21 protein-coding genes are annotated in these 23,682 nt (G+C 73.4%); 15 read left to right on the top strand and 6 right to left on the bottom strand.

The features are described from left to right. The first annotated feature begins 28 nt into the window (after positions 1-28). Entirely contained in the window at positions 29-1,615 is a 1,587-nt protein-coding gene (gene mptB, locus RF640_RS01365; RefSeq protein ID WP_035924208.1) for a polyprenol phosphomannose-dependent alpha 1,6 mannosyltransferase MptB, read from the top strand. A gap of 18 nt (positions 1,616-1,633) precedes the next feature. Here mptB and RF640_RS01370 read toward each other — a convergent pair whose 3' ends face one another. Further along, positions 1,634-3,175 carry a cell wall metabolism sensor histidine kinase WalK gene (locus RF640_RS01370; protein WP_109243575.1) on the bottom strand — a complete coding sequence of 514 codons (1,542 nt, stop codon included), beginning with the start codon at positions 3,173-3,175 and terminating at the stop codon, positions 1,634-1,636. Next, complete coding sequence (locus RF640_RS01375; protein WP_284563056.1) at positions 3,175-3,924, bottom strand: response regulator transcription factor; 750 nt, start codon at positions 3,922-3,924, stop codon at positions 3,175-3,177. Before RF640_RS01375 ends, RF640_RS01370 begins: the two co-directional genes overlap by 1 nt. A gap of 204 nt (positions 3,925-4,128) precedes the next feature. Between RF640_RS01375 and RF640_RS01380 the strand changes: the two genes are divergently transcribed. Further along, entirely contained in the window at positions 4,129-4,554 is a 426-nt protein-coding gene (locus RF640_RS01380) for a hypothetical protein (RefSeq protein ID WP_284563057.1), read from the top strand. A 182-nt stretch (positions 4,555-4,736) separates the two neighbouring features. Then, positions 4,737-6,089: a heparan-alpha-glucosaminide N-acetyltransferase domain-containing protein gene (locus tag RF640_RS01385; RefSeq protein ID WP_368826252.1), complete on the top strand. Its 1,353-nt coding sequence runs from the start codon at positions 4,737-4,739 to the stop codon at positions 6,087-6,089. A 177-nt stretch (positions 6,090-6,266) separates the two neighbouring features. Here RF640_RS01385 and RF640_RS01390 read toward each other — a convergent pair whose 3' ends face one another. Both RF640_RS01390 and RF640_RS01395 read right to left on the bottom strand, forming a co-directional pair. Continuing rightward, complete coding sequence (locus RF640_RS01390; protein ID WP_336650131.1) at positions 6,267-7,484, bottom strand: MFS transporter; 1,218 nt, start codon at positions 7,482-7,484, stop codon at positions 6,267-6,269. A 155-nt stretch (positions 7,485-7,639) separates the two neighbouring features. Further along, a complete protein-coding gene (locus tag RF640_RS01395) occupies positions 7,640-8,818 on the bottom strand; it encodes an acyl-CoA dehydrogenase family protein (RefSeq protein ID WP_017831811.1) in 1,179 nt (392 codons plus the stop codon). 189 nt (positions 8,819-9,007) lie between these two features. Here RF640_RS01395 and RF640_RS01400 point away from each other — a divergent pair, with 189 nt between their 5' ends. The 9 genes from RF640_RS01400 to RF640_RS01440 all read left to right on the top strand — a co-directional run bounded on the left by RF640_RS01400 (position 9,008) and on the right by RF640_RS01440 (position 19,240). Next, positions 9,008-9,811: an enoyl-CoA hydratase/isomerase family protein gene (locus RF640_RS01400; protein WP_095650652.1), complete on the top strand. Its 804-nt coding sequence runs from the start codon at positions 9,008-9,010 to the stop codon at positions 9,809-9,811. Positions 9,812-9,840: 29 nt separating this feature from the next. Next, positions 9,841-10,998, top strand: a complete 1,158-nt coding sequence (locus RF640_RS01405) for a TAXI family TRAP transporter solute-binding subunit (protein WP_176337139.1) — start codon at positions 9,841-9,843, stop codon at positions 10,996-10,998. Beyond that, positions 10,988-13,000, top strand: coding sequence for a TRAP transporter permease (locus RF640_RS01410; protein ID WP_217905340.1), 2,013 nt, complete (start codon positions 10,988-10,990; stop codon positions 12,998-13,000). Before RF640_RS01405 ends, RF640_RS01410 begins: the two co-directional genes overlap by 11 nt. A 15-nt stretch (positions 13,001-13,015) precedes the next feature. Beyond that, positions 13,016-13,912, top strand: coding sequence for an enoyl-CoA hydratase/isomerase family protein (locus tag RF640_RS01415; RefSeq protein ID WP_368826256.1), 897 nt, complete (start codon positions 13,016-13,018; stop codon positions 13,910-13,912). 68 nt (positions 13,913-13,980) lie between these two features. After that, positions 13,981-14,862 carry a 3-hydroxyacyl-CoA dehydrogenase family protein gene (locus RF640_RS01420; RefSeq protein ID WP_368826258.1) on the top strand — a complete coding sequence of 294 codons (882 nt, stop codon included), beginning with the start codon at positions 13,981-13,983 and terminating at the stop codon, positions 14,860-14,862. Positions 14,863-14,896: 34 nt separating this feature from the next. Continuing rightward, positions 14,897-16,111: a CaiB/BaiF CoA transferase family protein gene (locus RF640_RS01425; protein ID WP_368826260.1), complete on the top strand. Its 1,215-nt coding sequence runs from the start codon at positions 14,897-14,899 to the stop codon at positions 16,109-16,111. Then, entirely contained in the window at positions 16,108-16,554 is a 447-nt protein-coding gene (locus RF640_RS01430; protein WP_368826262.1) for an acyl-CoA thioesterase, read from the top strand. The genes RF640_RS01425 and RF640_RS01430 overlap by 4 nt, the downstream gene beginning before the upstream one ends. Further along, positions 16,551-18,008 (top strand): MFS transporter, encoded by a 1,458-nt coding sequence (locus RF640_RS01435; RefSeq protein ID WP_368826264.1) that lies wholly within the window; start codon positions 16,551-16,553, stop codon positions 18,006-18,008. Before RF640_RS01430 ends, RF640_RS01435 begins: the two co-directional genes overlap by 4 nt. Further along, positions 18,005-19,240 (top strand): acyl-CoA dehydrogenase family protein, encoded by a 1,236-nt coding sequence (locus RF640_RS01440; RefSeq protein ID WP_035924192.1) that lies wholly within the window; start codon positions 18,005-18,007, stop codon positions 19,238-19,240. The genes RF640_RS01435 and RF640_RS01440 overlap by 4 nt, the downstream gene beginning before the upstream one ends. Positions 19,241-19,267: 27 nt before the next feature. Here the strand turns inward: RF640_RS01440 and RF640_RS01445 are convergent, their stop codons facing one another. Further along, the gene (locus RF640_RS01445; protein WP_284563062.1) at positions 19,268-20,197 is read right to left on the bottom strand and encodes a LysR substrate-binding domain-containing protein; all 930 of its coding nucleotides are present in this window, start codon (positions 20,195-20,197) and stop codon (positions 19,268-19,270) included. 205 nt (positions 20,198-20,402) lie between these two features. Here RF640_RS01445 and RF640_RS01450 point away from each other — a divergent pair, with 205 nt between their 5' ends. From RF640_RS01450 to RF640_RS01460, 3 genes are all read left to right on the top strand, one after another. Beyond that, positions 20,403-21,296 (top strand): hypothetical protein, encoded by an 894-nt coding sequence (locus RF640_RS01450; RefSeq protein ID WP_284563063.1) that lies wholly within the window; start codon positions 20,403-20,405, stop codon positions 21,294-21,296. Between the two features lie 333 nt (positions 21,297-21,629). Next, on the top strand, positions 21,630-23,000 hold the full coding sequence (locus tag RF640_RS01455) for an acetamidase/formamidase family protein (RefSeq protein ID WP_368826267.1): 1,371 nt from the start codon (positions 21,630-21,632) through the stop codon (positions 22,998-23,000). Positions 23,001-23,043: 43 nt separating this feature from the next. After that, complete coding sequence (locus RF640_RS01460; RefSeq protein WP_368826269.1) at positions 23,044-23,484, top strand: hypothetical protein; 441 nt, start codon at positions 23,044-23,046, stop codon at positions 23,482-23,484. On the opposite strand, the gene RF640_RS01465 is transcribed toward RF640_RS01460, so the two are convergent. Continuing rightward, positions 23,481-23,663 (bottom strand): hypothetical protein, encoded by a 183-nt coding sequence (locus tag RF640_RS01465; RefSeq protein WP_368826271.1) that lies wholly within the window; start codon positions 23,661-23,663, stop codon positions 23,481-23,483. The two genes, RF640_RS01460 and RF640_RS01465, sit on opposite strands and share 4 nt — an antisense overlap. Positions 23,664-23,682: the final 19 nt, after the last annotated feature.

Raw genomic sequence — 23,682 nt, forward strand, 5'->3', positions numbered from 1 at the left:
CGACACACATAGGGGATCAGCGCACGTCATGACGGCAGGGGGTTCGCATCCGGAGGGGCCGCGGAGCCGCGGGGGCCGGGCCGTCAGCACCGTCCCCTTCCGCCAGGACACGCCCGGCGCCCACCCGGACCCGCGAGCGCACGTCGCCGTCCTGCAGGGGTTCGTCGGCTCCCTGATGATGCTCGTCGGCTCGGTCGGCACCGGGTGGATCGCCAACGGCTCGCCCATGGTCCGCCACCCCCTCGTCATCGCGCTGCGGGTCGAGGGATGGGGCGTCTACGCCTGCACCGTGCTGCTGACCGTCGGCGCCATGCTGCTGGTGCGCTCCTGGCTCCGGCTCGGGCAGCGGCTCCAGGGCGGGCCGGCGGGCGCCCAGCGCTCCGTGGTGCTGGCCGTGTGCGCCTGGTCGCTGCCGCTGTTCTTCGCCGTGCCGATCTTCTCCCGGGACGTGTACGCCTACGTCGGCCAGGGCCGTCTGATGCTGGCCGGGCAGAACCCGTACACGACCGGCATCTCCGCCCTGGAGAACTGGTTCATGCTGGGCACGGACCCGACCTGGGCCGAGGCCCGGACGCCCTACGGGCCGTACTTCCTGTGGCTGGCGCGCGCGGTCGTGGCCCTCACGGGCGCGCAGCCGGATCTCTCCGTCCTGCTCTTCCGGATCCTGGCCTGCGCGGGTGTCCTCCTCTGCGTCGTGTACGTGCCCCGGCTCGCGCGGCTGCACGGGGTCGACCCGGCCCGTGCGCTGTGGATCGCGGTGGCCAACCCGCTGTTCCTCATCAGCTTCGTGGCCAGCGCGCACAACGACGCGCTGATGCTCGGACTGGCCGTGGCGGGAACGTACTTCGCGGCCACGGGCCGCCCGGTGACCGGGGTCCTCCTGGTGACCGCCTCGATCGGGATCAAGCCGATCACCATCCTCCTGCTGCCGTTCATCGGCCTCCTGTGGGCGGGGCCGAGAGCGTCCTGGCGGCGGAAGTTCGCCCTGTGGGCGGCCACGGCGGCGATCAGCTTCGGGGTGCTGCTGCTGAGCGGGCTCCCCTACCAGCTGGGCACCGGGTGGGTCTGGGCGCTGGTCGACCCCACCCCGGGGTACACCGGGTACTCGCCCTCCGGCTTCCTGGGCCAGCAGGTCCGCGACCTCGCGAACGCGGTGGGCCTGCCGGGCGCGGCCATGGCCTCCGTGCTGCGCGACGTCCTGCAGTACGCCGCCATCGGCCTGGTCCTGCTCCTGATGTTCCGCGGCGACGACCACCGGGTGGTCCGCAGGCTCGGCCTGGCGTTCGCCGCCGTGGTGCTGCTCTCCCCGATCATCCAGCCCTGGTACATCCTGTGGTTCCTCCCCTTCCTCGCCGCGACCGGGATCAGGGACAACTGGCAGATCCGCTCCCTGTACATCGTGATCACCTTCTTCGTGATCTTCGGCGCCCAGGACCAGCTCTCCGTGTGGCCCTTCATCGAGCTGACGGTGGACGCCTCGACGATCGCGTTCGTCACCGCCCTGGTGTTCACCGCCTACCTGATGCTCCTGGATCCCCACACCCGGCACCTGCTCGTCCACGGCGGCCCGGCGGGCTGGCTCGGCCGCCGACGACGCCGTCGTCGTCGGAGCTGAGGCGCCCGCGGCCGTCGGTCACCGGGGCGCGGCGGGCACCGCTGCGCCGGTGCCCAGCGGGAGCCGGACGGTGAAGAGCGTGCGGCCCGGGCGGGACTCCACGTCCACCGTGCCGCCGTGCGCCTGCACCACCGAGCGGACGATGGACAGGCCCAGGCCGGTGCTGCCCTCCCGGGTCTGCCGGGAGGTGTCCAGGCGGCTGAAGCGCTCGAAGAGCCTGGCCTGGAACTCCCGCGGGATGCCCGGGCCGGCGTCGAGCACGGAGGCCTCCGCCCAGCCGTCCCGGGTGGCCCGCACGGCGGCGGTCACCGCGGTGCCGGGCGGGGTGTGCTTGCGGGCGTTGGAGAGCAGGTTGGCCAGCACCTGGTGGAGCTGGGCGACGTCCGCCCGCACGGGCACCGGCTCCGCCGGCACGTCCAGGGCCCAGTCGTGGTCGGGGCCCGCGGCCGAGGCGTCGGTGAGGGCCTCGAGCACGAGCTCGCCGAGGTCGGCGTCCCGCAGCTCCGGGGGGCGGCCCTCGTCCAGGCGGGCGAGCAGCAGCAGGTCCTCGACCAGGGCGGTCATCCGCAGCGTCTGCTGCTCCACCCGGGCCAGCGAGGCGCGGCCGGTGCCGGTCAGCGGCTCGGTGAGCTGCAGCATGTCCGTGTAGCCGCGCACGGCCGCCAGGGGGGTGCGCAGCTCGTGGGAGGCGTCCGCCACGAACTCGCGCAGCCGGGTCTCGGAGTGCTGGCGCGCGGCCAGGGCCGAGTCCACGTTCTCGAGCAGGGAGTTCAGGGCGCGGCCCACCTCCCCGACCTCTGTCCCGGGACGAGCCAGCCCGGCGGGCACGTGCTGGTCGGCCAGGGAGACCTCGCCCGAGGCCAGCGGCAGGCGGGCGACGCGGGACGCCGCCGCCGAGACCTGTTCCAGCGGCCGCAGGGCACGGCGCACGACGACGGTCCCGGCCACCGCCGTGGTCACCAGCGCGAGCAGGCTGCCCGCGGTCATGGTGGTGACGAGCTCCGCCACGGTGTCGTCGACCGACGCGGTGGGCAGCCCGGTCACCAGCACCTGGCTGCCGCTGCGCCCGTCCCGGGCGACCGACTCGACCCGGTACTCGCCCACGGACAGGTCCACGTCGGAGAGCCGCCCCTGCTCCGTGCCCGTGGAGCGCCGAGGGTCCCCGAAGCCGCGCTCGTCCGGGCTCTCGGCCGCGAAGGCGCCCGCTTCCCGCAGGGCGGTGACGTCCTCCTCGGGCAGCGGCGCGGGCTCCCCGGACTCGGTGCGGTAGGACGCCGTGACCACCTCGTCCTCCCGCAGCACGGCCACCAGGACGCCCACCGGCTGGCCGGGGGCGTCGAGGGGGTCCCGCTCCGGGGCGGGGTCCCCCCGGGTGAAGGTCAGCGCCCGCCCGGTGGCCTGGCGCAGCGACCCGTCGAGCCGCTCGACGAGGTCCTGGCGGGTGAGCTCCACGATCGTGGCGCCCAGCACGAGGAGGACCACCGCCAGGAGGACGAGCACGCCGGCGATGAGCCGGGTGGCCAGGCGCAGGCGGCGCGGGGGGAGCGGGCCGTGCGGCATCAGGACGCGGGCTTGATGACGTACCCGGCGCCGCGCACGGTGTGGATCATGGGGGAGCGGCCCGCGTCGATCCGCTTGCGGAGGTAGGAGATGTAGAGCTCCACGATGTTGGCCTGGCCCGAGAAGTCGTAGTGCCACACGTTGTCCAGGATCTGGGCCTTGGACAGGACACGGCGCGGGTTCTCCATCAGGTAGCGCAGCAGCTCGAACTGCGTGGTGGTCAGCTCGACCGGCTCCCCGGCGCGGGTGACCTCGCGGCTGTCGATGTTGAGCACCAGGTCCCCGACCACCAGGGTGGCGCTGTCCTGGGCGGCGACCCCGGAGCGCTGCACGAGCCGGTGCAGCCGGATGAGCACCTCCTCGATCGAGAACGGCTTGGTCACGTAGTCGTCCCCGCCGGAGGCGAGCCCCTCGATCCGGTCCTGGACCGTGTCCTTGGCCGTGAGGAACAGCACCGGCACCGCGGGATAGGACTGGCGGATCCGGGCCAGGACCTCCAGCCCGTCCAGGCCGGGCAGCATCCGGTCCAGGACCAGCACGTCGGGGGCGAAGTCCCGCGCCTGCTGGACGGCGTCGAACCCCTCGTGGGAGATCCGGGCGTCCCACCCGCACATGCCCGTGCCCATGGCCACGAGATCGGCCAGCGCCGGCTCGTCGTCCACCACCAGCACCCGGATCGGCGAGCCGTCAGGGTGGGTCAGGCGAGGCAGGACCTCGGTGAGGACGGAGAAGCTGGAGGAGTAGGACATGGGAGCTCCCGGTGCCGGGCGGACGTGACACTGCCACTGTTGCGCACCAGATTAGGCGCACGTCCTGTGGAAGCTGTGCGCAGCCTGTGCCGTGCCACCGGGATTCTCAGACAGGCCGGGGCGGTCGGCACAGCTCCGGCACAGACTCCGGGCGGACAGTGGAACCACTCGAGCCAGCCACCCACCGGACACCCAGGAGCGGACATGCGCACCATCACCATCACCGACGCCGTCGAGGCCGCCGCCCGCGCCCAGTACGAGCGGGCCGCCCACCCCGGAGCACCCCGGTGGGAGGACTGCGCCGAGTCCGACCGCGCCGTCTACCGCCACGCGGTGCGGCCCCACGTCGAAGCGGCCGCCCCGTTCATCGCCGCGAGGTCCCTGCAGGACGCGGCCACCGCCTTCGCCACCACCCGCCCCACCGAGTCCGCCCGGCGCAGCCTCGAGTACCCCGTGGTGGAGCTGCAGGCCATGGCCTACCGGCACACGGCGGCCCAGCGCCCCGTCGTGGTGCCGTCGTCGTCGGCCACGGCCTCGGTCACCGCTCCCGCCGCCGCCGCTGCGGCGCCGCGGCGGGTGCGCGCCGTCCTCGGCGCCCTCCGTTCGTCGAGGCGCCCCGAGGCCGTGTAGGCCTCGGGCGGTCCTGCGACCGGTCGCCCGCCGGCGGGCGCGTGTGCCGCGTCACAGCGGAAGCACAGCATTCCGAAAAGCCCACCACATGTGCGCCAGCAAAGGTGGGGTGTGCACCGGTCCTCCGACCGGTCCGGCGGGCAGGGGGTCCGCCGTCCTGCCGCGCTGAAGGGGCCGCTGTCATGACCGATTCCCGGGGCCGCCCGCCGAGGACCGTGCCGTGGGCGCCGGTCCCCGCGCGGCTGGCGAGCACTCCGCTCGCGGACGAGGCCTCGACCGGCCGCGCGACGGCCGACCCGGCCACGGGCTCGGCCACGAGCTCGACCGCGAGTTCCACCGCGAGCCCGGCCGCCGCACCCGCCAAGCGCCGCCTCGTCGGGGTGGACGCCGCCCGCGGCCTGGCCCTGATCGGGATGATCGCGATCCACATCCTGCCCTCGTGGGACCCGGAGACCTTCGAGCCCACCGCGCAGTGGACCGTCTTCGCCGGCCGCTCCGCGGCGCTGTTCGCCCTTCTGGCGGGCGTGGGCCTGGCCTTCAGCACCGGTGGCCGGACACCGCACACCGGCCGGGCGATGACCGCCGACCGGGCGGGGGTGGCCGTCCGCGCGCTGCTGATCGCGGGCCTGGGGCTGGCGATCAACCACGTGCTCCCCGGGAGCACGATCGACGAGGTCCCGGCCGTCAACATCCTCGTCTACTACGGGGCCTTCTTCCTGCTGGCGATCCCGTTCCTGCGCCTGCCCGCCCGCGCCCTGTTCGTCTGGGCGGGGGTCTTCGCCCTGGCCGGTCCCGCGCTGGTGCACCTGCTGCGGGACGTCCTGCCGGTCGTGGAGCGCTACAACCCGGACTACCTCGATCTCGTCGGGGACCCCGGGGCCACCGCGGCCCGGCTGCTGCTGACCGGGACCTTCCCCGCCCTGCCGTACCTGGCCTACCTGCTGACCGGCCTGGCCATCGGCCGGCTCGACCTCGCCGGGATCCGGGTCCAGACCGGACTGGTGCTGGGCGGGGCACTGCTGGCCGCCGGGGCCTCGCTGGCCTCCTGGGTGCTCGTCGACCGGGCCGGCGGCCTCGACCAGCTCGTGACCCGCACCCCCGGCGTCGACGAGGAGCTCGTCACCGAGGTCATCGTGTTCGGCCCCGACCCGACGCTGCCGACGACCACGTGGTGGTGGCTGACGGTCGGCGGCCCGTACACGAACACCCCGCCGGCCCTGCTGCTGGGCCTCGGCTCCGCGGTGGCCGCCCTGGGCGTGTTCCTCCTGCTGGCCCGCCGCTGGGCCTCCTGGCTGCTGCCGCTGAGCGCGATGGGCGCGATGACCCTCACCGTGTACTCGGCGCACCTGCTCGCGCTGGCCGCCGAGCTGCACTACGACCAGCCGCTGTGGTTCTGGATCCACGTGGCCGTGGCGATGGCCTTCGCCCTCCTCTGGCGCCAGGCCATGGGGCAGGGCCCCCTCGAGCGGCTGGTGGCCGCCCTGGTGCGCGCCACCCGCCGGCGCGTGCTCGCCCGCGAGCAGCGCCCGGGCTGAGCGCGCGGGCCGGGCGGCGCACGGCCGGGCGGCGCCGGGCTGGGCAGTGCGGCCCGAGCAGCACCCGGGCGGAGCGCGCGGGTAGGGCAGTGCGGCCCGGGCAGCGCCGGGCTGGGCGACGCGGCTCGAGCAGCGCCCGTGCGGACCGAGCCCAGCGCTCCGCCCGGCGGGCGGGTGCTACCGGGTCCCGGCTGGGGCGCTGCGGCGCCGCAGTGCGGCGTAGCCCAGGATGAGCAGTCCGGCCGCGGCCAGGCCGACGCCCACCCAGGCGGGGGAGCGGTAGCCCCAGCCGGCGGAGATGACCACGCCGCCGAGGAACGCGCCCACGGCGTTGGCCAGGTTGAACGCCGCGTGGTTCATCGCGGCGGTCAGGGACGGGGCGTCCTTGGCCTCGCGCAGCAGGCGCACCTGGAGCGAGGTCGTGAAGATCGAGCCCATGATGCCGATCCACAGCGCGCCCAGGACGGCAGCCACGGGGACGTGGACGAACAGCGCGAAGAACGCCAGGGCCACACCGGACACCGCGCCGGCGCCGAGGGCGGTGCGCTCGATCGAGCGGTCGATGAGCGGACCGGCCAGCAGCGAGCCCACGGTCATGCCCACGCCGAACACGGCCAGCACCCACGGCACGGTGCCGATGTCGAGGCCGGTGAGCTCGGTGAGGGTCGGGGAGATGTAGGTGTAGACCGCGAACATGCCGCCGAAGCCGATCGCCCCGGCGAGCAGCGTCAGGGCCACCTGGGGCCGGGCCAGGGCGCGGATCTCCTGGGCGGCCGAGGCCATGCCCTCGTTGCGGGTGCGCGGCACCCACAGGGCCAGGGCGGCGATGGTCAGGGCGCCCAGGAGCACCACCAGGAGATAGGCGGAGCGCCAGCCGAGGGCCCCGCCCAGGGCCGCGGCGAAGGGCACGCCCACGATGTTCGCGATGGTGAGCCCCAGCATCACCCGGGCCACGGCCGTGCCGCGCCGTTCGCGGGCCACCAGGGAGGAGGCCACCACCGCGGCGACCCCGAAGTAGGCGCCGTGGGGCAGGCCGGCGAGGAACCGGGCCACGTAGAGCCACTCGAGGGAGGGCGCGGCGGCGGAGAGCCCGTTGCCCACCACGAACGTGAGCATCAGCGTCAGCAGCAGGGTCTTGCGCTCCACCCGGGCGGCGAGGGACGTGATGAGCGGCGCCCCGACCACCACGCCCAGGGCGTAGAGGGAGATGGACTGGCCGACGGCGGGGATCGAGGCGCCGAAGTCCTCGGCGATGAACGGCAGCAGGCCCATCGAGGCGAACTCGGTGGTGCCGACCCCGAAGCCGCCCATCGCCAGGGCGAAGATGGCGAGGCGGGTGCCGGCGGGACCGGGGGCGTTGACCACCTGGAGCAGGGCGGTGCGGGGTGCGGACACGGCGGGTCCTTCCGGGGAGGGCGCAGGGACGGGGAACGAGCACGTCGTCGAGCCCGAAGGAAAGGGGAGGGACAGCTTTCGATGCTACGCGCGTTCGCCCCGGTCTCCCATGCCTCCCGGTGTGATCTTCATCAGCCCGCCCGGCAGGCGCGTGCTCAGCGGAAGGCGGAGTGCCCGGTCAGCTGCTGGCCCAGGATGAGGGTGTGCACCTCGTCGGTGCCCTCGTAGGTGCGCACGGACTCCAGGTTGTTGGCGTGGCGCAGCGGCGAGTGCTCGAGGGTGACCCCGTTGCCGCCGAGCATCGTGCGCGCCTCCCGGCACACCTCGATCGCGATCCGGCAGTTGTTGAGCTTGCCCACCGAGATCATGTGGTTCTCCAGGCGGCCCTCGTCCTTGAGCCGCCCGATGCGCAGCGCCAGCAGCTGCCCCTTCTGGATCTCCAGGGCCATGTTCACCAGCTTCGCCTGCGAGAGCTGGTAGGCGGCGAGCGGCTTGTCGAACTGGATGCGCTGCTGCGAGTAGGCCAGTGCGGCGTCGAAGCTGTCGCGGGCCGCGCCCAGGGCGCCCCAGACGATCCCGTAGCGGGCCTCGTTGAGGCACGAGAACGGTCCCCGCAGACCGGGATTGTCGGGCAGGATCGCGTCGGCGGGCAGCCGGACGTCCTCGAGGGCGATGTCGCACTGGATGGAGGCGCGCATGGACAGCTTCGGCTCGATCGGCGTGGCGGTGAACCCGGGGGTGTCCGTGGGCACGAGGAAGCCGCGGACGCGCTCCTGCCCGCTCTCGTCGACGGCCTTGGCCCAGATCACGGCCACGTGGGCGATCGAGGCGAGCCCGATCCAGCGCTTGGCGCCGTTGAGGACCCACTCGCCGCCCTCGCGCACCGCGGTGGTCGCCATGGTCGAGGGGTCCGAGCCGGCGGTGGGCTCGGTGAGGCCGAAGCACCCGATGATCTCGCCGGCGGCCATGCCGGGCAGCCAGCGCTGCTTCTGCTCCTCGGAGCCGTGCTTGGCGATCGCGGACATCGCCAGCGAGCCCTGCACGGAGACGAACGTGCGCAGGCCGGAGTCCCCGGCCTCGAGCTCCTGCATCGCGATGCCGTACTGCACCGCGGACTTCCCGGCGCACCCGTAGCCCTGGATGTGCATGCCGAGCAGTCCGAGCTGCGCCATCTCCGGGACGATCTCCTGCGGGAAGACGGCGTCGGCGAACCACCCGGCGATGTTCGGCCGGATCCGCCGGTCCACGAACTCGCGGACGGTGTCCCGGGTCTCGAGCTCCTCGGCGCTGAGGTCTGCTTCGACGTCGAGCAGGTCGGTCGCGGCGGCGTTCATGGGTCCTCCTGGGGATCGGGGTGCGCGGATGCCTCTGACGAGGATGACGCATGCGTGACCTGGGCAACACCGTTCGCCACATATTTGAGCTTTAGGTATCACTGAACTGCACATTAGGTATTTGAAGTTTCACAGTGGGTCGTGGGAATGTGATCTGCACGACATCCATCCACCCCTCGGAGGACTCCTGTGACCCGATCGTCCCCCCGTGCCGTCGACGTCCCGCCCCGGGTGCGCATCGAGCGCACCGGTGCCGTGGCCGTGCTGACGCTCGACGACGAACGACGCCGCAACGTGCTCGGCCCCGAGCTGCGCACCCGGCTGCGGGCCGCCCTGGCGGAGCTCGCCGCGGACCCCGGGATCGGCGCCCTGGTGCTCACCGGCGCGGGAGGCTGCTTCAGCGGCGGCGGCGACCTCGCCTCCATGCCGCCCGCCGGTCCGGTCGAGTCCGCCGCCCGGATGGCCGAGGTGGCCGGGCTCGTGCAGGAGCTCGCGCAGCTGGAGAAGCCGGTCGTGGCCGCGGTGACCGGGCCCGCCGCCGGCGTGGCCGTCGGCCTGGTGTGCTGCTGCGACGTGGTGGTGGCCGGCGAGAGCGCCCGGTTCCTGTTCCCGTTCACCCGCCTGGGCCTGGCCCCGGACGGCGGGCTGGTGCACTCCCTGGTCCAGCGCACGGGTGCGGCCCGCGCCCGGCGGATCCTGCTGGAGGCCGCCCCGGTGGACGCCGCCACCGCCCTGGACGCGGGGCTGGCCGACCACGTGCTGCCGGACCCGGACGTGCTCGGCGCCGCGGTCGCCCGCGCCGCGGAGCTCGCCGGCCGGGCCCCGCTCGCCGTCGCCGCCGTGAAGCGGGGGATCCGCGAGGCCTCCGGCTCTCTCGGCGAGGCCCTGGACTTCGAGCGGGACCACCAGCCCGCGCTCTTCGGCACCGCCGACTTCCTGGAGGGCAAGCAGTCGTTCTTCGAGAAGCGGGTCCCCTCCTTCTCCGGGCGCTGAGCGCCCCCACCGCACGTCGAAAGGTCATCATGAGGACAACGAAGTCACGGCTCGCCGCTCTGGGCGCCGTCGCGGTGCTGGGTCTGACCGGCTGCGCGAGCGCCGAGGGGGACGAGCCGGTGGGCCCCAACGGCCTGCCGCAGCAACTGGTGTGGTCCACCTACAACGTGGGCACCGGCACCTACAACGACCTCGCCGCCATCGCGAACACCCTCACCAACGAGGAGGGCGTGCAGGTGCGGCTGATGACGGCCGACACCGGCATCGGCCGGCTGGCGCCCCTCGTGAACGGCACCGTGGACTACTCGCGGGCCGGGGACGAGTACTACTACGCCTTCGAGGGCGACTACGAGTACGCCAGCGAGGAGTGGGGCCCCCAGGACATCCGCATGGTGTGGGCGCCGCTGGGCAACTACGGCCTGCTGGTGCGCGAGGACAGCGGCATCGACTCCTTCGCGGACCTCGAGGGCAAGCGGTTCCCCGAGCTGACCGCCAACACGTCCATCAACAACAAGATGGAGGGCTTCCTCAACTACGGCGGCCTGACCGGGGACGACGTCCAGAAGGTCCCCATCTCCTACGGCGAGCAGATCGCCGGTCTCGAGGCGGGCCAGATCGACGCCCTGTACCAGAACGTGGTCGGCTCCAACATCGACGAGCTCGCGTCCTCCACGGACGTCAAGTGGCTGGGCTTCGACGACCCGGACCCGGCCCGCTACGAGACCTGGGAGGAGCTCATGCCCATGGTGTCGGTCGGCGAGGTCACGAACGCCGCCGGGATGGACGAGGGCGAGAGCGCCCGCGTCCTCGAGTACACGATCCCGCTGACCACGATGGGCTCCCGCGACGCGGACGAGGTCTACCACCTCGTGAAGTCGATGGTCGAGAACTACGAGCACTACGAGGGCACCACCCCGGACACGAAGCAGTTCGCCTTCGACGCCGTGCTCAAGGAGCCGCTGGTGGTCCCCTTCCACGAGGGCACCGTCCGCTACTTCGAGGAGCGCGGCGTGTGGACCGAGGAGCTGGAGCGGAAGAACGACGAGCTGATCGAGCGCGGCGAGCGGATGCGCGAGGCCTGGCCCGGCGTCGTCGAGTCCTCCTCCTCCGCGGAGGAGCTCGAGCAGAACTGGACGGACTGGAAGACCGACGAGCTGGACGGCGAGGAGACCGACGATGCGAACTGAGACCCGGGTGACACCGTTCTGGCGGACGGTGGTGATCGTGCTGACCGTCCTGGGCGTGCTGCTGGCCATGAACCAGGTCTTCTTCTGGAACGTGGGCGGGCTGTCCCTGCTGACCAACTCCTACCTGTACCTCATCCTGGCGGTGTTCCTGCCGGTCGTGTTCATCGTCAACCCCCTGCGCAAGATCCCGCTCGCCCAGCAGGTGGAGGCCCAGCAGGAGCACGGATCCGGCGGCAGCACCGCCCCGGTCCGCGAGCGCCGGGTCCAGTGGTTCGACGTCCTGCTCATGGTCGTCGCGGCGGCCGTGTGCGGCTACTTCGCGGTCAACGGAACGCGGATCAAGGACTTCGGCTGGGAGTACATGGCGCCCACCACCGCCACGGTCGCCGCGTTCGTGCTGTGGCTCGTGGTGCTCGAGGCCCTGCGCCGCACCGGCGGGCTGACGGTGACGGTCATCGCGCTGCTCTTCTCCCTGTACCCGCTGGTCGCCGAGAACCTGCCGATCGGCGTCCTGCAGGGCGTCACCTACGACCTGCCGACCCTGGCGCAGGTGCACATCATGGGCGCCGAGGGCGTGCTGGGCCTGCCCATCCAGACCGCGGCGACCATCCTGATCGGCTTCCTGGTCTTCGGGGTGGCCCTGCAGCACACCGGCGGCGCGGACTTCTTCCACAACCTCTCCATGTCGATCTTCGGCCGGTACCGCGGCGGCGCGGCGAAGGTGTCCGTGGCCAGCAGCGCCGCGATGGGCATGATGAGCGGCAGCGCCGTCTCCAACGTCCTGACCACCGGGCCCATGACCATCCCGGCCATGAAGCGCTCCGGGTTCAGCCCCACCTACGCGGGCGGCATCGAGGCCACGGCGTCCTCCGGCGGGTCCATCACCCCGCCGATCATGGGCACCGCGGCGTTCCTCATGGTCTCCTTCGTGGGCGTGCCCTACACGGAGATCCTGGTGGCCGCGACCATCCCCGCGGTCCTCTACTTCCTCGGCATCTACCTGCAGGTGGACGGCTACGCCGCCCGCAAGGGGCTCAAGGGCGTGCCCGTGGCCCAGCTGCCCCGGGCCCTCGCCACGCTCGTCCGGGGCTGGCCCTACGTCCTGGCCCTGGCCCTGCTGACCGGGCTGCTGTTCCTCACGAACTCCGAGACCCAGGTGCCGTACTGGGTGATCCTGGTGCTGCTGGTCGTGGCCGTGCTGCGCCCGGGCCAGAAGTTCGGGCTGCGGGAGTTCGCCGACTTCCTCGTGGAGTCCGGCCGGACGCTGGGCAACATCATCGGCATCATCGCCGGCGTGGGCCTGATCGTCGGCGGTCTCACCGCCACGGGCGTGAGCCTGTCCCTGGCCCGCGAGCTGGTCTCGCTGGTCGGTGACAACGTGGTCCTCATCCTCATCGCCGGCGCCGTCACCTGCTTCATCCTCGGCATGGGCATGACGATCTCCGCGGCCTACGTGTTCCTGGCGATCGTCATGGTCCCGGCGGTCATCGACCTCGGGGTCAACCCGCTCGCGGCGCACCTGTTCGTCATCTACTGGGCGTCCGTCTCCTACATCACCCCGCCGGTGGGTCTCGCCGCCTTCGCCGCGGCGGGCCTGGCCAAGGCTCCCGCCATGGCCACCAGCGTGGCGGCCATGAAGCTCGGCGCGGTGAAGTACATCGTCCCGTTCGGCTTCGCCCTCAACCCCGCGCTGGTCGCCCAGGACTCGCCCGGCCGGATCCTGCTGGCCTTCGCCCTGAGCATCGTGGGCGTCTACGCCCTGGCCTCCGCCATCGAGGGCTGGACGGTCGGCTTCGACCGCCGGATGCCCGTCCTGTTCCGGGTCGCGGCCGCGGTCGGCGGGTTCCTGCTGTTCCTGCCCACGCCGCTCAGCGCCGTCGCCGGCCTGGTCCTCGTGGCCGGGAGCGTGCTGCTGACCTTCCTCACCGTGCGGACCGGACCCACGGACGACGACGACGCCGCTCCCGCCCCGGCCCCTGCGCCCGCCACCGCCACCGTCTGACCGGAAGGACCCGCCATGACCGACACCACCACGGACACCACCACCGCCGCCACGAGCGGCAGCACCACCGGCGCTCCGGCCGGCACCACCACCGCCCCTCCGGCCGACACCGGCGCGGGCACCCGCCTCGACACCGGGACCGGCACCGTCACGGCCGAGCTGCGGGGCAGGGTCGCCGTCGTCACCGTGAACCGCCCCGAGGTGCGCAACGCCCTGAACGTCGGGGTGCTGGACGGGATCGAGGCGGCGCTCGACGCGCTGGAGCGGCGCGAGGACGCCGGCGCCGTCGTCTTCACCGGCGCGGGGGAGAAGGCCTTCGTGGCCGGGGCGGACATCTCCCAACTGGTCGGCTACACGCTGCGGGACGGCCTGCGGGCCCGGATGCAGCGCCTCTGGGACCGGATCCAGGACCTCGAGCTGCCCACGATCGCCGCGGTCAACGGCTTCGCGCTGGGCGGGGGCAACGAGCTGGCGATGTCCTGCGACATCCGCGTGGCGGCCGCCGGCGCCCGGTTCGGACTGCCCGAGACCAACCTCGGCATCCTGCCCGGCGCCGGCGGCACCCAGCGGCTGTCCCGGCTCGTCGGGCTCGGCCGGGCCCAGGAGATGATCCTCACCGGCCGGATCATCGACGCGGAGGAGGCCCTGCGCATCGGCCTGGTGACCAGCGTGGTCCCGGCGGACGAGCTGATGGACGCGGCGCTCGCCACCGCGGACTCGATCCTCGCCAAGGGCCCCCTGGCGGTGCGGCTGGCCAAGCTCGTGGTGCGCAACGGCGCCGAGACGGACCAGCGCACCGGGCTGCTGCTCGAGCGGCTGGCCCAGTCCCTGCTCTACGCCTCCGACGAGAAGGCCGAGGGCGCGAGCGCCTTCCTGGAGAAGCGCCCCGCCCGCTTCCGCGACGACGACTGACCACCGGCCCCAGCCCCGAACCCCGCGGCCCCGCCGACGGGCCCCACCACAACCTCCGAGGAGCAGACATGAACCCCCAGCCGAGCATCGACGCCGTCCGAGACGTCCTGGTCGTGGGATCCGGTGCCATGGGCACCCAGATCGGGGCGGTCTTCGCCCTCGCCGGCTACACCGTCACCACCAGCGACCTCGACCCCGCCGCCCTCGAGCGGTCCCGGGACGAGGTGCGCCGCCGCCTCGGCCGGCTCGCCGAGAAGGGCAGCCGGAGCCGGGCGGAGGTCGACGCCGCCCTCGCCCGGATGGCGTACACCACCGACTCCCTCGAGGCGGCCCGCACCACCGACTTCGTGCTCGAGGCCGCCGTGGAGCGCCTCGACATCAAGCGGCAGCTGTTCGCCGACCTGGACGAGGCCGCCCCCGAGCACGCGATCCTCGCGACCAACTCCTCGACCATCCCCTCGTCCCTGCTCACGGACGCGACCGGCCGCCCGGACCGGGTGTGCAACATGCACTTCTTCAACCCGGCGCTGGTCATGGCCTGCGTCGAGGTGGTGCGCAACCCGCAGACCTCCGACGCCACCGCGGAGACCACCACGGAGCTCGCCCGCCGGCTCGGCAAGCAGCCCGTGCGGCTCCACCACGAGGTCCCCGGCTTCGTGGCCAACCGCCTCCTCGGGGCCCTGCGGGACGAGGCGCTGCGCCTCGAGGCCGACGGCGTGGCGAGCTTCGAGGACATCGACGTGGCCGCGCGGACGGCCCTGGGCCACCCCATGGGGCCGTTCGAGCTCATGGACCTGGTCGGCATCGACGTGGCCTACCTGATCCGGCTGGCCCAGCACGAGCAGACCGGGGACCCCGACGACCTCCCGCACCCCTCCGTGGAGAAGCTCTACGAGCAGGGCCGGTACGGCCGCAAGACCGGCCGCGGCTGGTACGAGTACGCCGGCTGAGCCCGGACGAGACGCGACGACGAAAAGAGAGAACATGAGCCAGTTCGAGGACGCCCACGCCCTGCAGGAGATCTTCGGCCGCCCCGGCACGGGCCCGCTCGCCGGGGTGGTGGTGGCGGATCTCAGCCGCGTGCTCGCCGGCCCCTACTGCACCATGCTGCTGGCGGACATGGGCGCGACCGTCATCAAGATCGAGAGCACCGCCGGGGACGACGCCCGCGCGTGGGTCCCGCCCCACCGGGACGGCGAGAGCACGTTCTTCCTCTCGGTCAACCGCAACAAGCACTCCATCGCCCTGGACTTCTCGGACCCCGAGCAGCTCGCGGTCGTGGAGCGGATCATCGCCCGGGCGGACATCCTGGTGGAGAACTTCAAGCCCGGCGGCCTGGTGCGCTACGGCCTCGACTACGAGAGCGTCAGCGCCTGGCGCCCGGACCTCGTCTACGCCTCGATCACCGGCTTCGGCACCGCCGGCGGCGCCGACCTGCCCGGCTACGACCTCCTGGCCCAGGCCCTCTCCGGGATGATGAGCCTCACCGGCAGCCAGCACGGCGAGCCGTACCGGGCCGGCGTGGCCCTCTTCGACGTCATCACGGGCCTGCACGCCTCCACCGGCATCCTGGGCGCGTTCCACGAGCGGCAGTCCTCCGGGACGGGCCAGCACGTGGAGCTGAACCTGCTGACCTCGGCGCTGTCCGGGCTGGTCAACCAGTCCGCCGCCTACGTGGCCGGCGGCAGCGTCCCCACCCGGATGGGCAACGAGCACCCGAGCCTCTACCCCTACGAGCCCTTCCCCACCCGGGACAAGGACATGGTCATCGCGGTGGGCAACAACGGGCAGTTCGCGCGGCTGTGCCGGTGCCTCGGCGCGCCCGAGCTCGCCGAGGACGAGCGGTTCGCCACGGTGTCCGCGCGCAACGCCAACCGGGTGGATTTGCGCCGGCTGATGATCGAGCGGCTCGCCGCCCGGGACGCCGAGGACTGGTTCGAGCTGCTCAAGGCGGTCAAGGTGCCCTGCGCCCCGATCCTGGGGGTGGACGAGGGCGTCCGGTTCGCGGAGGACCTCGGCCTGGACCCGGTGGTGCTGGCCGGGACGGGGGGCCGGGAGGTCCCCACGGTCCGCCACCCGGTCGACTTCAGCCGCACCCCGGTCGACTACACGCAGGCCCCGCCGCTGCTCGACGCCGACCGGGACCGCGTCCTGGCGTGGCTCGAGCGCGGGGAGCCCGCGGTCCGGCAGGCGTCGTGAGCGCCGTGCACACCACCGTGCTGCCCGTGCGCTGGTCCGACCAGGACCTGAACCGGCACGTCAACAACGCCCGCGTGGTCACCCTGATCGAGGAGGCGCGGCTCTCGGCGGTCGCCTCCTGGCTGGGGGAGGACGGCGTCCCGGACCCCGCCCGGCCGCGCGTGGTGGTCTCCCTGGCGCTCGACTACCTGCGCTCCATCGACCACGGCCCCGAGCTCACGGCACGCGTCTGGGTCTGCCGCCTCGGCCGGTCGTCCTACACGGTGGCCTACGAGCTGGTCCAGCACGGGCAGGTCGCGGTCCGCGCCCGGACGGTGCTCGTGCAGACGGACCCGGCCACGGGCCGCTCCACCCCGCTGCCGGCACCGGTGCGGGCCGCCCTGGAGGGCGTCGTCGTCCCGGAGCCGGAGCCGGAGCCGGACTCCGTGACCGTGCGTGCATGACCGCGTTCCGGAGGGGCCGGCCCGCCCTGCGGGCGCGGCGGATCGCCTATCCGGCGCTGCTGGCCACCACGGCGATGGGCACGATGTCCTCGAACGTGATCAACGCGCCGCTGTACGTCATCCAGACGGACCTCGGCATGACGGCCCAGCAGTCGGTGCTGGCCGTGAGCGCCTTCACGGTGGCCATGGCCACCGCCGTCCCCCTCGCCGGCTGGCTCGGCGACCGGCTCGGGGTCAAGACCTTCCTGATCTCGGCGCTGGGCGTCATGGTCCTCGCGGAGCTCACGGCGGCCGCGGCGACCGGCATGGAGTCGCTCGTGCTCGCCCGGATGGTGCAGGGCGCGGCGTGCAGCGCGATCCCGCCCTGCGTGCAGGCGGCCCTGGTCACCACCTGGCCGGAGCGGACCGCGCAGACCATGGGCGCCTGGGCCTCCGCCATCGGCGTGGGCCAGGCCGTGGGCCCGCCCTTCGGCGGTGTCCTCACCGAGGCGCTGAGCTGGCGCTGGGTCTTCGTGGTGCACGCCGGGCTGGTGCTCGTGCTGATGGTCCTCCTGGTGGCGTTCATGCCCCGGATCGGGCGGCGGCGCCCGCCGATGCACGTGGCCGCGATGGTCTGGCTCGTCCTCGGCGGCGGCTCGACGGCCGCGGCCGTGGTGCTGGCCGGGCAGTCCGGCCCCTGGTCCTGGGCGGCGGCGAGCGCGGTCTGCGCGGTGCTCGGCTGGTGGCTGTTCGCCCACCTCTGCCGGCGCCGGGCCCGGCGGGCCGCGTCCGGGGCGACGTCCCCGCGGCCCCTGCTGGACCCGGCCCTGCTGCGGGACCCCGCCTACCTCACGGCCGCGGCCGGAGCGGGGCTGGCGATGGGGTCCATGGCGGTGGCCATCGTGGCCGTGCCCCTGTTCCTCGCCTCGGACCTGGACCTGGGCCCGGCCCGGATCGGCGCCGTGGTCTTCACCCTGGCGCTCGCCATGACGGCGGCGGGACCCGTCGCGGCGCGGGTGGGCCGCCGGCACGGCAGCGGCGTCCAGCTCGGCCGTGGCGTCCTGATCCTCGTGGTCGCCGCCCCGGTGGTCACGCTGGCCATGGTCTCGTCCGGTCTGGGCGTGGCCCGCTGGGTGATCGTGTCCCTGGTGGTCCTGGGGCTCGTGCTCGCCGGGACCGGCATCGCCTTTGCCCAGAGCGCGGCGGCCACGGAGCTCCTGCTCTCGCCCGCCGGGGGCTCCGGGACCGCGATCGGCATCCACAACATGGTCCGCTTCCTCGCGATGGCCGTGGGCTACTCCGGGGTCTCCCTGGCGTGGGCCACCGGCGCCTCGCTCCTCGTCTTCCCCGCGGTCGCCCTGACCGCGCTGGGACTGCTCGCGATCCTGCGGGCCACCCGCCGGGAACGCCCGGCACCACCGACCACTCCGACCACCGCGGGTCCTGGGACCCGCCGACGAAAGGACCGACCATGACCACCATCTCCAGCGCCCCCTCGACCGAGGCCCCGGCCGCCGTCCGCGCGGGCGCCGCGACCTCCGACTACTTCCGGCTGGACGACGACCTGACGCCCGAGGAGATCGCGATCCGGGACCGGGTCCGCGAGTTCGCCCAGCAGCGCGTGCTGCCCGTGATCAACGACTACTGGGAGCGCGCCGAGTTCCCCTGGGAGCTGGTGCCCGGGCTGGCGGAGCTGGGCATCATCGGCACCACGATCCAGGGCTACGGCTGCCCTGGGATGTCCCGCAAGGCCGCGGGCATGGTGGCCCGGGAGATGGCGAGGGCCGACGGCAGCATCAACACGTTCCTGGGCGTGCACGGCAACCTGTGCATGGGGGCGCTGAACATGCTGGGGTCCGAGGAACAGAAGCGGCGCTGGCTGCCGGCGATGGCGCGGCTGGAGAAGACCGGGGCGTTCGCGCTCACCGAGCCGGAGCACGGCTCGGACTCCGTGGCCCTGGAGACCTCCGCCCGCCGCGAGGGCGAGGAGTGGGTGATCGACGGGCACAAGCGGTGGATCGGCAACGGGGACGCGGCCGACGTCGTCGTCCTGTTCGCCCGCAACACCGAGGACGGGAAGGTCAACGCGTTCGTCGTGGAGAAGGACGCCGACGGCAACCACCCGGCCGGGTACCGGCCTGAGGTGATCACCGGCAAGGTCGGCAAGCGGGCCATCCAGCAGGCCGACATCGTGCTCGAGGGCCTGCGGGTCCCGGCGGGCAATCGCCTCGAGAACTGCCGGTCCTTCAAGGACGTCTCCCGGGTGCTGCAGGCCACCCGCGGCGGCGCCGCGTGGGAGGCGGTCGGCCACGGCATGGCGGCCTTCGAGATCGCCGCCGACTACGCCGCGACACGGCAGCAGTTCGGCCGGGCCATCGGCGGCTACCAGCTGGTCCAGTCCCGGCTGGCCAACATGCTCAGCGAGCTCACCACCATGCAGCTGCTCTGCGACCGCATGGCCGAGCTCGCCGACCGCGGTCAGCTGTCCAACGCGCAGGCCTCGATGGTGAAGATGGCCACGGCGCAGAAGGGCAAGTGGATCTGCAACGAGGCCCGGGACCTCCTGGCCGGCAACGGGCTGCTGCTCGAGAACCACGTCGTCCGGCACATGACGGACATGGAGGTCGTCTCCACCTACGAGGGCACCGACTCCATCCAGGCGCTGCTCGTGGGCCGGGACATCACCGGGATCTCGGCCTTCAGCTGAGCACCCCCTTCGGCGAGAGGGCGGGGGTCACGGAGTGCCGGGCGCCGGGGCGGGCAGCGGGCCCCCGGGCGCGGGGAACACCGTCTCGGAGATCTCGATGACGGACTGCAGCGCCGGGTTGGCGTCCCCGCGGCGCCACAGGAGGCGGACCTCGACCGGCTTCTGCTCCTGCGTCAGCGGCTTGTAGACCACGCCCCGGGACGGCACGTTGTCCCGGACGCTGGAGAGGATGAGAGAGATGCCCATCCCGGCGCCCACGAGGACCACGAGCGTCCACGAGTCCGGGGCCACCTGGACGATGCGCGGGACGAACCCCGCGTTCATCGCCAGGGTGTTGAGCCGGTTGGGCAGCGTGGCCCCCGCCCCGCCGGGCAGCACGATCCACGCCTCCCCGGCGAGGTCCTCGACGTCGACCGTCTCGCGGTCGGCCAGCGGGTGGCTCTCCGGGAGGGCGATGAGCAGCTCCTCGAGCGCGACCAGCCGGGAGCTGATCTCCGCGGGCAGGAAGTCCCACCGGCCGATCACGAGGTCGAGGGAGTCGTCCAGGACCTTCTCCAGACCCAGGTAGGAGAACTGCGAGCTGTAGAGCTCCAGGCTGATCCCGGGGCGGCGGCGCCGGACCTGGCGCGCCAGCTCGCCCACCGCCTGGTTCACCGAGGCCCCGGCGAAGCCGAGCCGCACCCGCCCGGTCTCGCCCGCCTGGGACTTGCGGACCACGTCCTTCATGCGCTGCGCGAGCATCACCAGCTCCCGGGCCGGCTCGAGCAGGGCCTCGCCCTGCGGCGTCAGGGTCACGTGGCGGGTGTTGCGCTCGAACAGGGTGGCGCCCAGCTCGGACTCCAGCTGCCGGATCAGGCGGCTGAGGGGCGGCTGCGCCATGTGCAGGCGCTTCGCCGCGCGGCCGAAGTGCAGCTCCTCCGCGACGGCGAGGAACGCCTGGGCCTTGTGGACTTCCATCCGGCCAGACTAGGTCGTGCGCGAGGGGCAGCACGGGAGCGCCGGCGTCGCAATTGTCATTTGTGGGGCTTGCCCGCCCGTCCGTGGCATGCTTCCTCTCGTTATGAGGATCGTCATGCTCCGGAAACACGACGTGCCCGATGCAGCAACAAGCACTTCCTACCGTCGGAGCTGAACCGCTCGCCCCGCCCCCAAGGAGCAGCCCATGACCGAGCACGCCGGACCAGGACCCGCGCCCGTGGTGCCGCACGCCCGGCGGCCGGTCCTCCGGGTGGTCGGCGGCACCGCTGCCGCCCCCGCCCGTCCCGAGCCCCTCCGCGCCGAGCCGGACCCCGAGGACGCCGCCCGGGCCCGCGCTGCGGCCGCGCGGGCCGCCCACCCCTCGTCCGGCCTGGGCGTCCCGGGCTTCCAGCGCCCGCAGCCGGCGGGTCCCGCGCAGGACGGACGTCCGGCGCCCGAGCCCCCCGCGGCACCCCGGGCCCAGAAGGGCCACGACATTGCCGGCCACGAGATTCCCGGCCACGACGCCCCCGCCCTCGGGATCCCCGGCCTCGACGGGCCCGGCCCGCACGTGGTCACGGGACCGGTGCTCCTGCCGGCGGCCCGCTCCGGCGACGCGCTCAAGGTCGAGGTGCTCCAGGTCGCGGACCCCGGCGCGTCCGACGGTCCGCTCGGGACCGGGTGCACTGCCTACCTGCCGGTCCGTGCGGACGGGGCCGCCTTCTGCCCCCGGGAGCTCCACCGGGCCCTCGGCGCGGCCGGACAGCCCCTGCGCGGCACCTTCCGGGTGACCGTCTGCCGCACCGGCGCCCAGGACGTGCCCGCCGTGGCGCACCGGCAGCCGTTCGCCGAGACCGACGAGCACTGGATCGTCGTCGGGCGCTCGGGGACGGAGGACGCCGACGAGCAGACGTTCTGCCTGACCGCGGCCATGCAGCAGGCCGTGCGCGCCGGGGTGGACTTCCTGGCCCGGGACCGCGGCATGGACCGGCCCATCGCCCACGCCTATCTCTCCAGCGCCGCGGAGTTCGCCGTCACCCGGCTGGAGGACAGCTCCGCGGGCGCCCACGGCCGGATCCGCAAGGCCGACTTCCGCTGAACCAGCACCCCGCCACGGGCTCCTCCCGCCCGTCCCGATCGATGTGCATTCGTAACCGTCACATTTCGCATGGGATGCGCCGGACCCCTTGGTAACCCCCTACTGTGGGTGACGCAGGTCATGCGGGCGTCCGTGCGCGGTCCCGACAACGAGGTCGGGCTGTCGCCGCCGGTAGCACCACGGCCGGGGCGCCCGGTGACCTGTCCAACCCCCGCTCCCGCCCCTCGGCGCCCACCGTCACCGCCCGGAAACACGGGGACCCCGAACCGGAAACACGCTCTCCCTATGGTCGTAGGCATTCGAGAAAGCCGCCCCTGACCTCAGGAGACACCCATGAGTGAGCACTTCGCCCGCCGCGCCGCCGAGGAACTCCAGCGGGGCTTGGGGCGGCGCACCTTCTTCCGGGCGGCCACCGCCGTGGCCGCCGCCGGCGCGGTCACCGGCACCGGGGTGGGTGCGGCCTCCGCGGCCGTCCCGATGGGCGTCCAGCACTCCGGCGGCGGCCGCCCCGGCTTCCGGGGCACCGTCCTGCAGCCCGGGAAGGGCAGGATCCCCGGGGACCACTACCTGCCCTCGGAGGTAGACAGCGTGCTGTGGGGCTACGTCCCGTCCGTGGACGCCGAGCCCTCGCTGCGCATGCGCTCGGGGCGCACGGTCACCATCGACGCCGTCTCCCACGAGGGGATCCTCGAGGACCAGGGCCGGGACCCGGTGGAGTTCTTCGGCGCGCAGGGGGTCTCCCGCGCCCGGGTCCTGGACGACGCGGTGGAGATCGCCCGCGACTACGACCGCACCGAGCGGGACTTCGACCGGGACGGCCCGCACGTGGTGACCGGCCCGGTGTTCGTCGAGGAGGCGCGGCCCGGGGACGTCCTGAAGATCGAGACCCTGCACGCCGACCTGCGCGTGCCGTACGGGGTGGTCTCGAGCCGTCACGGCAAGGGCGCGCTGCCGGGCCCCGCCCGCGGCGGGCCGGTGGCCGACATCCTCGTCGAGGACGTGCTGCCGGCGGTGGGCACGGACGGCCGGTCCACGGGCAACCCGGAGGAGTACGGCAACGTCTCCACGTTCACCCCGGTGGAGCACGGTCAGGGCGTCATGGCCGGCGGGGCCGTGCGGTTCCCGCTGCGCCCGTTCATGGGCATGATGGGCGTCGCATATCAGCAGGGCTCCGGGCCCACCGACGACCTGCTCAACTCGATCCCGCCGACGCTGGGCGGCGGCAACATCGACATCCGCCACCTCGGCGTGGGCTCCACCTTCTACCTGCCCGTGCAGACGGACGGCGCCCTGTTCTACGTGGGGGACCCGCACATGGCCATGGGCGACGGCGAGGTGGCGCTCACCGCGATGGAGGGCTCGCTGCGCGGCACGTTCCGGCTCACGGTCTGCAAGGCCGGGGAAGGGGACGCGCCCTCCGTGGCCCACTCCTACCCGTTCGCGGAGACGGACGAGCACTGGATCCCCATCGGGCTCTCCGACCCGGACGGCGCGGCCGGCGGGGAGCAGAACTCCGACCTGGACGTGGCGATGCGCCGGGCCGTGCTCAACGCCCTCGACTTCCTCGAGCAGGACAAGGGCATGGACCGCGCCGTGGCCTACGCCTACCTCTCGGCCGCCGCGGACTTCGCCATCTCCCAGGTGGTGGACCGCACCGTGGGGGTGCACGGGCTGATCCGCAAGGCGGACTTCGACCGCGCCTGAGCCCGCGCTGTCGATTCGCGGGCATGACCTCTAGTCTGCGGGCATGACCTCGTCCGCCCGGCCGGCAGCACCGGCCGCCTCCCTGCCGCGCACGATCGCCCGGGTGCTCCTCGGGCTCGTCCTGCTCGGCGCCGGGATCAGCCACCTCACGGTGGCCCGCCAGGAGTTCACGGCCCAGGTGCCCGAGTGGCTGCCCGTCCCCGACGACGCCGTGGTGCTGGGCTCCGGGGTGGTGGAGATCGTCGTCGGCGCCGCGCTGGTGGTCCTGCCCCGGCGGCGGGTGCTGCTCGGGTGGCTCGCCGCGGCGTTCTTCGTGGCCGTGTTCCCGGGCAACGTCTCGCAGTACCTCACGCGCACGGACGCCTTCGGTCTGGACACCGACCGCGCCCGGGCCGTGCGGCTGCTGTTCCAGCCGCTGCTCGTGCTGTGGGCCCTGTGGTCCACCGGGGCGTGGCGGTCGTGGCGCCGCTCCCGCCGGGATTAGTCCCGGCGCTCGGTGTAGCGGTCCCGCACGCGCCGGTACAGGGTGAAGGTCCCGAGGTAGGCGAGGGCCGCGAGCACCACGACGGGCAGCCACTCCTGGGCGTCCACGGTGGTCAGCAGCGCCCCGGCCGAGGTCAGCACCAGGGCCAGGACGAGCAGGGTCGCGACGATCGACTTCACGGGCGTCCTTCCGGGGCGC

Source organism: Kocuria sp. CPCC 205231 (assembly GCF_040980965.1).
GTDB lineage: Bacteria > Actinomycetota > Actinomycetes > Actinomycetales > Micrococcaceae > Kocuria > Kocuria rosea.